Annotated in this window: 13 protein-coding genes; all 13 read right to left on the bottom strand. The window is 65.9% G+C overall.

Annotated features, from left to right (window positions below; translation table 11 throughout):
- Positions 1-135: 135 nt before the first annotated feature.
- The 13 genes from DVT68_RS15700 to DVT68_RS15640 all read right to left on the bottom strand — a co-directional run bounded on the left by DVT68_RS15700 (position 136) and on the right by DVT68_RS15640 (position 13,306).
- A complete protein-coding gene (locus DVT68_RS15700; protein ID WP_114826041.1) occupies positions 136-1,560 on the bottom strand; it encodes a flagellin N-terminal helical domain-containing protein in 1,425 nt (474 codons plus the stop codon).
- Positions 1,561-1,786: 226 nt separating this feature from the next.
- The gene (gene flgL, locus DVT68_RS15695) at positions 1,787-3,013 is read right to left on the bottom strand and encodes a flagellar hook-associated protein FlgL (protein WP_114826040.1); all 1,227 of its coding nucleotides are present in this window, start codon (positions 3,011-3,013) and stop codon (positions 1,787-1,789) included.
- Between the two features lie 11 nt (positions 3,014-3,024).
- Complete coding sequence (flgK, locus tag DVT68_RS15690; protein ID WP_114826039.1) at positions 3,025-4,902, bottom strand: flagellar hook-associated protein FlgK; 1,878 nt, start codon at positions 4,900-4,902, stop codon at positions 3,025-3,027.
- An 18-nt stretch (positions 4,903-4,920) separates the two neighbouring features.
- The gene (gene flgJ / locus DVT68_RS15685; protein ID WP_114826038.1) at positions 4,921-5,877 is read right to left on the bottom strand and encodes a flagellar assembly peptidoglycan hydrolase FlgJ; all 957 of its coding nucleotides are present in this window, start codon (positions 5,875-5,877) and stop codon (positions 4,921-4,923) included.
- On the bottom strand, positions 5,877-7,034 hold the full coding sequence (locus tag DVT68_RS15680; protein WP_114826037.1) for a flagellar basal body P-ring protein FlgI: 1,158 nt from the start codon (positions 7,032-7,034) through the stop codon (positions 5,877-5,879). The genes flgJ and DVT68_RS15680 overlap by 1 nt, the downstream gene beginning before the upstream one ends.
- Entirely contained in the window at positions 7,034-7,717 is a 684-nt protein-coding gene (flgH, locus tag DVT68_RS15675; RefSeq protein WP_114826036.1) for a flagellar basal body L-ring protein FlgH, read from the bottom strand. Before flgH ends, DVT68_RS15680 begins: the two co-directional genes overlap by 1 nt.
- Positions 7,718-7,725: 8 nt before the next feature.
- On the bottom strand, positions 7,726-8,511 hold the full coding sequence (gene flgG / locus DVT68_RS15670; protein WP_114826035.1) for a flagellar basal-body rod protein FlgG: 786 nt from the start codon (positions 8,509-8,511) through the stop codon (positions 7,726-7,728).
- Between the two features lie 27 nt (positions 8,512-8,538).
- Positions 8,539-9,279 (bottom strand): flagellar basal-body rod protein FlgF, encoded by a 741-nt coding sequence (flgF, locus tag DVT68_RS15665; RefSeq protein WP_114826034.1) that lies wholly within the window; start codon positions 9,277-9,279, stop codon positions 8,539-8,541.
- Positions 9,280-9,289: 10 nt separating this feature from the next.
- A complete protein-coding gene (gene flgE / locus DVT68_RS15660; protein WP_114826033.1) occupies positions 9,290-10,507 on the bottom strand; it encodes a flagellar hook protein FlgE in 1,218 nt (405 codons plus the stop codon).
- Positions 10,508-10,541: 34 nt separating this feature from the next.
- Positions 10,542-11,213 (bottom strand): flagellar hook assembly protein FlgD, encoded by a 672-nt coding sequence (locus DVT68_RS15655; RefSeq protein ID WP_114826032.1) that lies wholly within the window; start codon positions 11,211-11,213, stop codon positions 10,542-10,544.
- 17 nt (positions 11,214-11,230) lie between these two features.
- Positions 11,231-11,659: a flagellar basal body rod protein FlgC gene (gene flgC, locus DVT68_RS15650; protein ID WP_114826031.1), complete on the bottom strand. Its 429-nt coding sequence runs from the start codon at positions 11,657-11,659 to the stop codon at positions 11,231-11,233.
- On the bottom strand, positions 11,659-12,060 hold the full coding sequence (flgB, locus tag DVT68_RS15645; protein ID WP_114826030.1) for a flagellar basal body rod protein FlgB: 402 nt from the start codon (positions 12,058-12,060) through the stop codon (positions 11,659-11,661). The genes flgC and flgB overlap by 1 nt, the downstream gene beginning before the upstream one ends.
- A 313-nt stretch (positions 12,061-12,373) precedes the next feature.
- A complete protein-coding gene (locus DVT68_RS15640) occupies positions 12,374-13,306 on the bottom strand; it encodes a chemotaxis protein (protein ID WP_114826029.1) in 933 nt (310 codons plus the stop codon).
- Positions 13,307-13,369 lie beyond the last annotated feature (63 nt).

The following is a 13,369-nucleotide window of genomic DNA, read 5'->3' as shown; positions in this document are numbered from 1 at the left end:
CAAAACCCTCAGCGCGAGGGCTTTGCCGGTGGCTCCCGTGTTGCCTGGCGGGCCGCTGCATGCGAACCCGCAAGGCGATGAGGCCGGTCGTCGGAGGCCGCGGCCCGGGAGAGCCGCGACCTGACCGTACGTCCGTTACTGCAACAGCTTCAGCACCTGCTGCGGGTTGGAGTTGGCCTGCGCCAGCACCGAAATGCCCGCCTGCTGCAGCACGTTCGCCTTGCTGAGGTTGGCCGTCTCGGCCGCGAAGTCCGCGTCCTGGATGGTCGACTGCGAAGCCTGCAGGTTGGTCGTCTGCGCCGCCACCGTGGAGATGGTGGACTGGAAGCGGTTCTGCACCGCGCCCAGCTGGGCAGCGAAGTCGCTGACCGACTTCAGCGCCACGTCAACGCGCGAGATCAGGGCGTTCGCATCGTCCACCGACTTCACGTCGCTGCCCTGCAGGCTGCCCGAGGCGGTAATGGCCGTTGCCGCGCCAGACGTGGCGGCCGCACCCGAGAACTTCAGGGCGTTGGTGGCCGTGGAAGCCGAGTCGGCTGCCGTTCCGTAGATGGTCAGCGCGCTGTTGGCATACAGGTTCAGCGACTTGCCGTCACCACTGACAGCCGAGCTCACGCCAGTGATGCCCGCCGCATTGATCGCATCCGACAGGTCCTGCACGGTGGCGAACGAGCCGGTGATGTCCTTGCCGTCGATGTTCAGGTCGCCAGCGGCCAAGGTCAGGCCAGACGAGGCCGGGGTACCGGCAGACGTCGGGCCAGCAATGGTCAACGCGCCGGTGGTGCCACCACCGTCAGTCACCGTGTAGCCGGCACCCAGCTTACCCTGCAGCCAGCTGGCAGCCGATGCGGCGTCGGTGACGGTGCTTGCGGTGCTCCAGTCGACGCTGGTGCCGTTATAGTTCACAACACCGAGCCCCGAGACGGCGCTGGCCGACGACCAGTCCGTGGTCGCAGTACCCGCAGTACCCGCATACGGGGTGCCAGGCGTGGCCGCCGTGGTGCCAAACAGCGCGCTGATGTCACCCGTCGAGCTGGTGGCGATCTGGCCCATGGCGCTGGACTTCACGCTGGTGCCGAGGTTCACGCTGATGGTCTGGCCGACGTTGGCGCCGATCTGGAAGCTCTTGGTCTGCATCGAACCGTCGAGCACGTTCGAACCGTTGAACGTGGTCTGGTTGGCGATGCGCGTGATTTCCGCCAGGCGCTGCTGCACTTCCTGGTCGATCGAGGAACGGTCGGCGTCGGTGTAGGTGCCGTTGGCCGACTGCACGGCCAGGTCACGGATGGCCTGCAGGTTGGCGGTCACCTGGTCCAGCGCCGAGCCGGCGGTCTGGGCGAGGTTGATGGCGTCGCTGGCGTTGGAGCTGGCCTGCTGCAGACCACCGATCTGGGTGGTGTAGCGCTGCGAGATGGCGAAGCCGGCGGCGTTGTCAGCCGCGCTGTTGATCTTCAGACCCGACGACAGACGCTGGGTGGCCGTGGCCAAGGCGCTCTGCGACTTGGTCAGGTTGTTCTGTGCGTTCAGCGACGAGATATTGGTATTGATAACAAGAGACATGATTTTCTCCTACGGAACCGGTGACCGGTCAGTTGGCTTGGTGCGTACCGGCGGCAAGGTCCGTGTGTGGATTGCCATCCGCCTCGCTGAGCTTTTCGGCGTGTCTTGCGATTACTTGAGCCACTCCGGCTGATTCCGTGATGGCGCTCACCATCCAAGCCAATCCCAATTCGTCCCTTGTTCCGTCACGGCGAGCATTTCCATGCCCACCGACCCTGATTTGCCTTTACTTGAGATAATTGAACAGGCTCATCGACTTGACCTGTGCAAACAGCTGCAGCGACGCCTGCAGCGCCGTCTGCTGCAGCGACAGGTTGCTGATCGCCGTGTACGCATCGACGTTCTGCACATCGGACAGCGCGGACTGGTAGGTCACGTTCAAGTCCGAGTACGTGCTCTGCTGCGCCTGCAGCGTGTCGAGCCGGCCACCCACCGCCACCTGGGTCGCGCTGATCGAAGACTGCGCCTGGTCGATCGATTCCAGCTGCCGGCTCATCACGTTGGTCAGCTGCGTATCCGAAGAGCCGGGCTGCAGCGCCGCGATCATGTTGTCGAGGGTGGTGAACACATCCTGCTTGCCGCCGGTCTGTACCGACACCGTATCGCCCGTCGAGGGCGTCCCGCTCAAGGCGATGTTCATGCCGTTGAAGCTGATGGAGCCGCCATCCGTATACGTGCCGGTGACCGCGTTACCACTGCTGTCGAGCACCGGTTGTCCGTTGGCATCCTTTGCGGACCAGGCGCCATTGGCGCCGAAGGTGATGGTGTACCCGCCGCCACTGCTGGCCAGGCTGCTGTTCCAGGTGGAGAGGTCGGTCACGCTGTTGGCGCCGACCACGAGCGTGCCGGAATTGGACGCGCCCGCGGAGGCCTCGAACGAGCCGTTGCCGGCAGGGATGTTCATGAACAGGCCGGCGCCCGGGTCGCTGGTGGCGATCTGCAAGCCCGAGCCGATGGAGGTCTGCTGCTGGCTGTCGTTACCCGTATAGGTGACGGCGCCGTTGCCCGCCACCTGGAACGGCGTCGTCGTTGAGCTGGTGCCGGCAAACAGCGGATTGCCGTTGTTGTCCGTGCTGTTGGCCATCTGGATCAGCTGGCTGCGGATCTGCCCAAGCTGCGTGGCGATGCTGGTGCGGTCGGCGTCCGACAGCGTGCCGTTGACCGCCTGCAGGGCCAGCGTGCGCGCACTGTCGAGCGCGCTGTTGATCGAGCTGAGCGTGCTGGCCTCGGTGTTGAGGCTGGTGGTCGCGCTGTCGATGTTGGCGGTGAACTGCGTGTTCTGCGCGATGACGTGGTTGAGGCTGACGATCTGACCCGCGCCGGCCGGGTCGTCGGAGGCCACGTTGATGCGCTGGCCGGACGACACCTCGTTCTGGGTGTTCGCCAGCGCGCTCTGCTGCGAGATCATCTGATTGACCGACTGCTGGAACATCCAGCTGGTGGAGAGACGCATGGGGCTTATTCCTAGGCGGTCTGGACGGCAGAGAGCAGGCTGGAAAAGATGGTCTGCGCGGTCGAGATGATCTGCGCGGAGGCCTGGTAGGCCTGCTGGTAGCGAACCAGGTTGGCGGCCTCCTCGTCGAGGTTCACGCCGGAAACGCTTTGCTGCGCGGACACCGCCTGGTTGTACAGGCTGGTCTGCGTGGTGAGGTTGGTCTGCGCCTGGCTTCCCGCCGTGCCGATGGTGGTGGTGAGCTGGCCGTACGCGGCCACGATGGACTGCGTACCGCTGGCGAGGACGCCGGTGTTGGACAGCGAGGCCATCGCCAGCGCATTGCTGGTGTCCTTCAGGCCATTGCTGTTGAGGCCAATGCTGAAGCTGTCGTTGGCGGAGGGCGTGCCCGACGGCGTGACACTCCAGCCGTTCGCGCTGATGGTCTGGCCAGCCGCGTACGAGCCGCTGGCGATCACGTTGCCCGAGCTGTCGGTGACCTGGTAGCTAGCCGCCGAAGGGAAGCTCAACGTCACGCTGTTGGTCAGCGCCGCGTTGCCGGTGTCCTGCACGGTCACCGCGCCAAGGCTGGCCGATCCAGTGTTGCTGGCGCCCGCGCTCCCCGACATCAGCGCGGCCGCCGCAATGTCGTTGGGATCGGTCATCGACACCGCGATGCCGGTCGAGGCCTGGGTCGTGGGCTGAATCTGGAAACTGTCGCCGGCCTGCGCTGAGCCCGACACATTGAAGGTCAGGCCATCGGCCGAGAGCGAACCGTCCGCGTTGGTAGTCAGCGGCACGTTCTGCCCACCGGTGGTCTGCAGGCTCCACGCGCTGCCGTCGTAGCGCATGATGTAGTTCGAACCGGTCAGTTGCCCGACGTCGCTGATCGAGGCGGAGAGGCTCGCGCTGCCCTGGTTCGCGCTGCTCGCCTGCACGGCGGGCGTCGGCACGCTGAACATCGCCCCGCCCTGCTGGCCGGAGAGCGTGAGGCCCTTGGCCTGCTGGTCGTTGATGCTGCTGGCCAGGCCCACGGCCTGCAGGCCGAGCTGGCTCTGCGCGCTGTCGAGCACGTTGCTGCGGTAACTGAGCAGCGCGCCCAGGGTTCCCCCGCTGATGCGCGAGGAGATGTCGTTGCCCGTGCTGTCGAACACATCGGTGCGCGCCGCGTCGTAGGCGTTGTTGGCGGCGGAGATGGCATACGAGTTGCCGCCGCTGACCAGCGCCTGGCCATTGGTCGAGTAGACGCTGATGGAGCCGTCGGACTGGGTCGTGGCCGAGACGCCGAGGTAGCCGGACAGCGTCTGCACCAGATTGTCGCGCTGATCCAGCAGATCGTTGGGCGGATTCTTGCCGGCCTGCACGATCTGCGTGTTGAGGCTGGCGATGTTGGCGGCGACGGTGTTGATGCTGTTCACCGTGCTGCTGATCTGGCTGTTGATCTGACCCTGCTGCGCCTGCAATTGCTGGCCCAGCGTATTGAACGTGGTCACCAGCGAATTTGCATTGCCCAGCAGCGACTGACGGCTGGACGCCAGGCCCGGCGTGTTGGCCACCGTGGTGAAGCCGCCGTAGAAGTTGTCCAGCGCGGTCTGCAGGCTGCCGCTGGCGCTGAGCGCGCCGTTCAGCGTGGTGGCCAGATTGTTGTAGGACGTGGCCGCCTGCAGGCTCGAGTTGCTGCTCCACACGGCGGACGTCAGGAAGTCGCTGTAGGCGCGCTGCACGCTCTGCACGTCGACGCCGCTGCCGATGGTGTAGCGCCCGCCCTGGCTGGTGATGGCCTCGACCTGCACCACGCTCTGCTGGCTATAGCCCGTCGTGTTGACGTTGCTGATGTTGTTGCTGACGGTGCTGAGCGCCACCTGGGCGGCGCTGAGGCCCGAGGCGCCGATGCTGAGGAGGTTAGACATGGGTCATTCCTGAACGGATCACTCGGAGGGATTCGGCGCGACGCCGGCTTTCTTGAGTGTCTCGCGACGGATAGCGTCGAGTGCGTCACGCATCTGCGGGCTGTTGGCGATGGCCACGATCTTTTGCGCGTACTCCGGGTCAGTGGCGTAGCCGCCGTTGACCAGGCCACGGGCAAAGCCCACCACGTCTTCGCAGTGGTTGAGCGCCCTGGCGTAACGCGGGTTGTCTGCAAGCAACTGCGCGTAGTCGTCGAACGACTGGCCGGGGTTGGCGTAGGCGCGGAACTGGGCGTGGCGGCGCACCGGCACACCATCCTCGAACTCCAGCGTGGGCACGCTGACCTTCTCGCCATCCCAGCTGCCGCCGGCCTTCATGCCGAACAGGTTGTTGCTGGTGTCGCCGTTGGTGTGGGCGGGCATGTGCTGGCCCCACTGGGTTTCCAGCGCGGCCTGCGCCAGCACCGCGCGGACCGATACGCCGAGCTTGTCGGCCGCCTTCTGCGCGTAGGGCACGAGCTCGCGCACGAACGCCTGCGCATCGTCGGGCAGCCACTTGAGCACGCGCTCGCCGGCGCCCTTGGCGGACCCCGCGACCGAGCGCAGGCGCTGTTGCCAACCATCGTCGACCGCGGCCGCGCTGGCCTTGTCGGCGCCGTTGGTGGCGGCGCCGCCCAACTGGCGCATCAGCATCTGGGCAATGCCCAGGCCCGGGCCGTGTTGGGACAGCTGCACCGAAAGCTGCTGGTCGAACATGTCGCGCCAGGCGTTGCCGGCTTCGCTGTCGAACAGCCCGTCTCCAGCGCTGGCATCGCGCATGGACTTGAGCATCATCTGGGTGAAGATCGACTCGAACTGTCGCGCCACCGCCGGCAATGCGGCGCTGGCGTCACTCTGCGCGGACTGCCGCAACGCCTGAAACCCGGACAGGTCGGTCCAGGTATTGAGGCTGTTGGTGGCGTCGCCGGTCAACGGCATCAGATCACCACCAGTTCCGCATGCAACGCGCCGGCCTGCTTGAGCGCCTGCAGGATCGAGATCAGGTCGCTGGGCGAGGCGCCCACCTGGTTCACGGCGCGCACGATGGTGTCCAGGTTGGTGCCGGGGCCGAACTTGAACATGTGGCCGCCGTCCTCGCTGACCTGCACGTTGCTGCTGGGCACCACCGCGGTCTGGCCGCGGCTGAACGCCTCCGGCTGGCTGACCTGCGGCTGCTCGGAAATGGTGACCTGGATCGAACCGTGCGCCACCGCCGCGGGCGTCACCCGCACTTCCGAACCGATCACCACGGTGCCGGTGCGCGAATTGACCACCACCCGCGCCGGGGCATCGCCGGGAGTCACTTCAAGCCCCTGGATTGCGCCCATCCACGCCACGCGCTGGCTGGGATCGACCGGGCCACGCACGCTCACGGAGCCACCATCGACCGCGCTGGCGGTACCTGCGCCGTAGGTGTGGTTGATCGACTCGGCGATGCGCGTGGCGGTGGTGAAGTCGGCGGTATTGAGGTTGAGCATCAGGTCGCCGCCGTTGCTGAAGGTCGAGGCGACCGCGCGCTCCACCGTGGCGCCGTTGGGCACACGGCCACTGGCCGAGATGTTCACCTGCACGCTGGAGCCGCTCTTGCCCTGCGCGCTGACGCCGCCAACCACCACGCTGCCCTGCGCCATCGCGTAGACGTTGCCGTCGGCGCCACGCAGCGGCGTCATCAGCAGCTCGCCGCCACGGATGCTCTTGGCGTTGCCGATCGAGGCCACGGTGATGTCGATCACCTGGCCGGGCTTGGCGAAGGGTGGGAGCTGGGCGGTAACCGTCACCGCCGCTGCGTTCTTCAGCTGAGGACGCACGTTGGCCGGCACCGTGATGCCAAACTGCACCAGCATGTTTTCCAGGCTTTGCGTGGTGAACGGCGCCTGCGTGGTCTGGTCGCCGCTGCCATCCAGGCCCACCACCAGGCCGTAACCGATCAACTGGTTGCTGCGCACCCCGCCCACCTGGGCCAGGTCGCGGATCTTGTCAGCGTGCGCCGGCTGGTTCGCCGAAAGGCAGGCGAACAAGACGATCGCTACGCCACGGGAGACCGCAACCGCGCCACGACCGAGCCCGCGCAGGACGCTGGATAGCGATGCGTTCATCAGTACGGCATCCACTTGGAATTGAAGAAGCGCGACAGCCAGCCCTGCGTGTTCGCATCGGCGAGCGAGCCCTTGCCGGTGTAGCCGATCTGCGCGTCGGCCACGCGGGTCGACGGCACGCTGTTGTCCTGCAGGATGTCCTGCGGCCGCACGATGCCGGAGATGCGGATCTGCTCCTGGCCCTGGTTGATCGTGAGCATCTTCTCGCCGCGTATCAGCAGGTTGCCGTTGGACAGGCGCTGCGCCACGGTCACCGTGATCGAGCCGTTGAGCTGGTTGCTCTGGCTGCTGTCGCCGCTGCCGTCGAAACTGCGCGTGCCGGCGGTGGAGATATCCGCGTTCTTGCCGCCCACCTTCAGCGCATGACCCAGGATGGTCGGCGTGGTGATGTCGGTGTTGTCCTTCTTGCTGGTATTGGTGGTGGCCTTCTTCGAGGCCTGGGTACTTTCCACCAACGTGATGGTGAGGATGTCGCCGACGCGGTGCGCGCGCGCGTCGTTGAACAGTTCCATGCCCTGGTCGGCGTGGTAGATCGAACCATCGGTCGGCGGCGGCGCGGCGCTTTCCACCGGCATGGTGGCGGCCCACTGGTGGTCGTCGTGCGGCGGCTGCATGACACAACCGCCAAGCGCGGCCAGGGCCAGCACGAGCACGCCGCGGGACAGGGAATGGAAGGACGTCATGGCAGTGCTCACATCTTGTCGGTCAGGTCCTGCAACATCTGGTCGGTGCTGCTGATCGCCTTGGAGTTCATCTCGTAGGTGCGCTGCGTCTCGATCATGTTGACCATCTCGGCCACCACGTTGACGTTCGACGATTCCAGCGAACCCTGCGCCAGCGAGCCCATGCCGTTGAGCGCCGGCTGGCCAGTCTGCGGCGCGCCGCTGGAGGCGGTTTCCACGTACAGGTTCTGCCCGGTCGGCTGCAGGCCGGCCGGGTTGATGAAGTCGGCGAGCTGGATGGTGCCCAGCGTGGTCGGCGTGGCCGAGGCGGTGGTCGTCGCCGACACGGTGCCGTCAGTGCCGATGGTGATGCTCTGCACGTTGGCCGGAATGGTGATGGCCGGCTCCAGTGGATAGCCGTCGGAGGTCACCAGCTGGCCGTTCGCGTCCGTGTGCAGGGAACCGTCGCGGGTGTAGGACACCGTGCCATCGGGCATGCTCACCTGCAGGAAGCCGCGGCCCTGGATCGCCACGTCCAGCGAGTTGCCGGTCTGGGTGATGCTGCCCTCGGTGAACAGCTTCTCGTTGGCCACCACGCGCACGCCGGTGCCCAGCATCAGGCCCGAAGGCGACAGCGTCTGCTCGGTGGTCTGGCCGCCGGGCTGGCCCTTGTTCTGGTACATCAGGTCCTGGAACGCGGCGCGCGAACTCTTGAACGCGGTGGTGTTGGCGTTGGCCAGGTTGTTGGAGATCACGTCCATGCGCGTCTGCTGCGCGTCAAGGCCGGTCTTGGCGATCCACAGGGAAGAAAACATCGGTCACTCCATGATTAGGCTGGCGGCTCAGCTCGCCTGCATCAGCTTGAGGGCGGAATCGGCGTTGTCCTCGGAGCTCTTGATGGACTTCACCTGCATGTCGTACTGGCGCGAGAGCGCGATCATCTTCACCAGCTCGGCGGACGGATTGACGTTGCTGCCTTCGAGCACGCCCGACGCCACGGTGACGGTGTCATCGGTATCCGCGGCGCCGCCGTCGGCAAGGTGCATCAGGCCGTCCGACCCCTGCACCATCTGGGTGGGATCGGGATTGACCAGCTTGATGCGATCCAGCGCGGTCACCGAGTTCGGGCCTTGCCCGAGCGGTACGCTGGAAAGCGTGCCGTCCGAGCCCACACTGATTTCGGACGCCGGCGGAATCGTGATGGGACCGGAGCCACCCATCACCGGGTTGCCTCGTGCATCGACTAGCCCGCCATCGGAAGTCAGCTGCAGGTCGCCCGCGCGCGTATAGGCCTCCGAACCGTCCGGCGCCTGCACGGCAATCCAGCCCGAGCCACGCACCGAGATATCGAGCGAGCGGCCGGTCTGGATTGGCGAGCCCTGCCCGCTGCCCTGGCCGATGCCCTGCGCCACGGCATTGATGCGCGAGTTCGCACCCTGCCCCAGCACCGGCACACTCTGGAATGCGGTGAGCTCGCTCTTGAAGCCGACCGTGGAGGCGTTGGCCAGGTTGTGGCTCACCGCCTCCTGGGCGCGCATGATCTGCGTCGCCCCGGTCATCGCCACGTAGACGGAACGGTCCATGGTGGTCTAATTAACGCGAGACGGCGTTGAACAGCGCCGAAGCCAGTGTGTTGTCGGTCGACAGCACCTGCGCGTTGGCCTGGTAGTCACGCTGCGCCTGGATCATGTTCACCAGCTGCGAGGTCGTGTCGGCGGTATTGGAGCTTTCCAGCGCGCCGGACTGCAGCGAACCGAACTCGCCACTCGAGGCCGTCCCCATCACCGCCGGACCCGAGTCGGTGCTTGCCGCCCAGGTGGTGTTGCCCATCTGGCGCAGGCCCTGCACGTTGGCGAAGTTGGCAATCGCCACCTGGCCGATCTGGGTGCTCTGGTTGTTGGAGTAGTACGCGGTGACCACGCCCTTGCTGTCGATGTCGATATTGGACAGCGTGCCAGCCTCGAAGCCGTTCTGGGTGATGGTGCCGGCCGAATAGGCCGTACCGAACTGGGTGGTGTTGGTGACATTGAGCGACAGCGTCATCGGCGAGGAGCCATTGCCCAGGCTGACGCTATTGAAGGCCAACTGGCCGTTGCTCGGCGTTGCGAGGTTGCCGCTGGTGTCAAACGTCATCGACTGGGTACCGGCGTTCTGGCCATCAACGTAGAGGTTGGCGTCCCAGGTGTTGGTGCCCGTCTTCACGTAGTAGATCGTGGCCTGGTGCGAGCCGCCCTGCGAGTCGTACACGGTGACCGGCGCGGCCGCGTTGTAGCTGGTCGAGTCGGTCGTGCTGAAGGTGGTGCTCGGCACCGCGTCGCTGGCCGGCAGGTTGGACGTCATCGTGACCAGCGAGGTGGCAGTGGCGTTGCTCTGCGCAGTGATCAGGTTGAGGTCCTTCAGCGTGCTGGTGTCGAAGCCGCCGATGCCGTTGGTCGGATAGATCTGCAGGCGCGAGCCATCCGGCGTGGTTACGTAGCCGTTGGAGTCCTTCTGGAAGTCGCCGGCGCGCGTATAGGTCACGCCGCTGCCGTTGTTCACCGCGAAGAAGCCGTTGCCGCTGATGGCCAGGTCCAGGCTGTTGTTGGTGGTCTGGATGTCGCCCTGGCTGAACTGCTGGGCCACGTCCTGCAGGCGCACGCCGCTGCCCACCGCGGTGGAATTGAGGTTGAGACCGGTCACCGCGTAGATGTCGGCGAATTCCGCGCGCGAACCCTTGAAGCCGGTGGTGTTCGCATTCGCGATGTTGTTCGCGATGACGTTGAGGTCGGACTGTGCCGCGTTGATGCCGCTGAGCGCCGTATTCAGAGCCATGTTCGGTTCCTCGTGATGAATGGACGCCGGGGCGTCAGAGAATCTGTGCGACCTGGCTGAGCGACACGCCGCCCACGCCCGATACCTGCAGGTAAGTGCCCAGCGAGCTGCCGCCGTAGCCCACGCCGGTGACCGTGCCCGCCACATAGGTGTCGAGCGAGGTGTTGCCGGAGGTGGCGCTCAGCGTGTAGTTGCCGGCGGCGACGGTGTTGCCGCTGTCGTCCTTGCCGTCCCAGCTGAACTGGGCCAGGCCGGCGCTCTGCGCGCCCATCGGAATGGTGCGTACCACGTTGCCGTTGCTGTCGAGCACCTGCACGTTGACGGTGGTGGCCGTGGTGACGTTTACCGCACCGAGCATGCTGGTGCTGCCGTCGAAGCTCATGGTGCTGGAGGGCACCATCACCTGGCGGTCGACCAGGTTGGAGGAGTTCAGCACCTGCGAGGTCTGCATCGCCGAGGTGACGCTGCTGCTCAACGACTGCAGGTCGGTATCCAGCTGCTGGGTCGCCGACAGCTGGCTGAACTGCGCCATCTGCGAGACGAACTGCGAGTTGTCCACCGGGTTGGTGGGGTCCTGCGCCTGCAGCTGGGCCGTCATCAGCTTGAGGAAGTCGGCCTGCGTCATCGTGCTCGACAACGCCGAGTTGACGCTGGACGTGCTGGTGGTGCTGGTCGTGGTTGCGCTGGTGCTGGGAATAGTGGACACGTGGGGTTCCTCCCGGCTTATTTGCCGAGGTCGAGGGTCTTGATCATCAGCTGCTTGGTGGTGTTCATCGCCTCGACGTTGTTCTGGTAGGAACGCGAGGCGGAAATCATGTTGACCAGCTCGTCGATGGGATTGACGTTGCTGCCGTAGACGTAGCCGTCCGCATCGGCCATCGGGTTGCCGGGCTCGTAGCGGCTCTGCACGTCCGCCTGGCTTTCACTCACGCCTTTCACCTGCACGCCAACTGCGCTGTCGCCCTCGGCGTTCGACGCGCTACCCAGCGCGCGCTGCACGGCGGCGAACAGCGGTTCCTTGGCGCGATAGGCGCCTTCGGGCGTGCTGGACACGCTGTCGGCGTTGGCCAGGTTGCTGGCCACCGTATTGAGGCGCAGCGACTGGGCCGCCATGCCCGAGCCCGCCACGTCGAAAATCTTGAACATCGACATCAGCTCTGGCCTCCGGTGATGGCGGTGCGCAGCATGTGGATCTGCGCGGTGATGAAGGACAGGCTGGCCTGGTAGTGCACGCCGTTGGCCGCGAAATTGGCCTGCTCGACCTGCGTATCGACGGTGTTGCCATCCATCGTCGGCTGGCCGGGCACGCGGTAGGCGAGCTGTTGCGCGGCCTGCGCCTGCGGATCGATCTGGCCCTGTTGCGTGATGGTCAGCGGCAGGTTCTGGCCCTGTCCGCCGGCGCTCGCCAGCGCCTGCTTGAAGTCGACATCACGCGCCAGATAGCCCGGCGTGTCTGCGTTCGCCAGATTGCTGGCCAGCACTTCGCTGCGACGCTGCCAAAGATCCAGCGCCTGCGTATGCAGACCGAACAGGTTGTCGTTGATCGCACTCATCAGTCGCTCCTGCGGCGTTGGCCGCGGGAGGCTTTGAGCAAGTTGCGTGCCACGCTCTTTGATAGGCGCGGCAAGCCTTGCCGCTGCTGGGTTTGTGGGGCGCCAGGCTAGTGCGCCGGGAGTGCGCCGTCGGATTTCCGACGCGGCGGACAGCGGCTTCTCGTCGCGAGGCGAGAAGCGCAACCCTGGCGCCATCCCTCACGCCCGACCCTCGTCATCCCTGCTTTCGCAGGGATGACCATCGGGGAAGAGTGGGGCTATCCGAATCGCTGCCTTCACAAGGTGGGCAGGTAGGACGACCGGGCGCCACCCCTCAAAACTTCTCGAAATTCTCCGGCATCAACTCCAGCACCGTCTGCGCCAGCAGATCCGGCTGGAACTTCGCCACGAAGCGATCGGCATTCACCTCGCGCACCATCGCTTCATTGAAGATGCCGCTGATCGAGCTGTGCAGCACCACCTTCAGCGGACGCAGCTCGGACTCCTCGCGGATCGCGCGGGTCAGCGCGTAACCGTCCATGCGCGGCATCTCGATATCCGACACCACCAGAGTCACGCCCTCGCCCTCGTCCGCCTGCGCCAATTCCCGCAGGCGCTCCAACGCCTCGCGACCGTCCTGCGCCACCACGCATTCCACGTCCATCTGGCGGAACAGGTTGACCAGTTGGTTGCGCGCCACCAGTGAGTCGTCGACCACCATCACGCGGCGCGGCTGCAGGTCGTGCACGCGCGCGATGCGCTGCATGGGAGCGGACAGCTCGGTGGGCGTGACATTGAGGCTGGCCAGCACGTGCTCCACGTCGACCACCGCCACCAGCGCGCCATCCACGCGCGTCACCGCGTTGACGCGGGTGCCGAAACCGAGCGCGGGCGCCGGCGCCGCCAGTGACTCGCCATCGCAATGGACCAGCCGCTGCGGCTCGGCCACCAGGAAGCCCTGCACCGAACGACTGAACTCGGTGACCATCAAGTGCGCGGATGGCTCCTCGCGCAGCGAGGGATAGCCCAGCGCCACGGCCAGGTCGATCACCGGAATGGTCATCCCTCGGTAGTTGCAGCTACCGGCCACCAGCGAAGAGGCATCGGGCATGCGCTCCATCGGCGGGCGGCGCATCACCTCGCGCACCTTGAACACATTGATGCCGAACAACTGCGCATCGCCCATCCGGAACAGCAGCATCGCCACGCGGTTGTGTCCCGCCAGGCGGGTCTGCTGTTCCACTCTGTCCATCCACGCGCCGCTCATGCGCACTCCTCGCCAGGCGGCATTGCCGCGGGTTACCGCCGGCGTATCGGCCGCAAGCCCAGT

The organism is Dyella solisilvae (assembly GCF_003351225.1).
Lineage (GTDB): Bacteria > Pseudomonadota > Gammaproteobacteria > Xanthomonadales > Rhodanobacteraceae > Dyella > Dyella solisilvae.
This window is presented reverse-complemented; position numbering and strand designations above follow the sequence as displayed.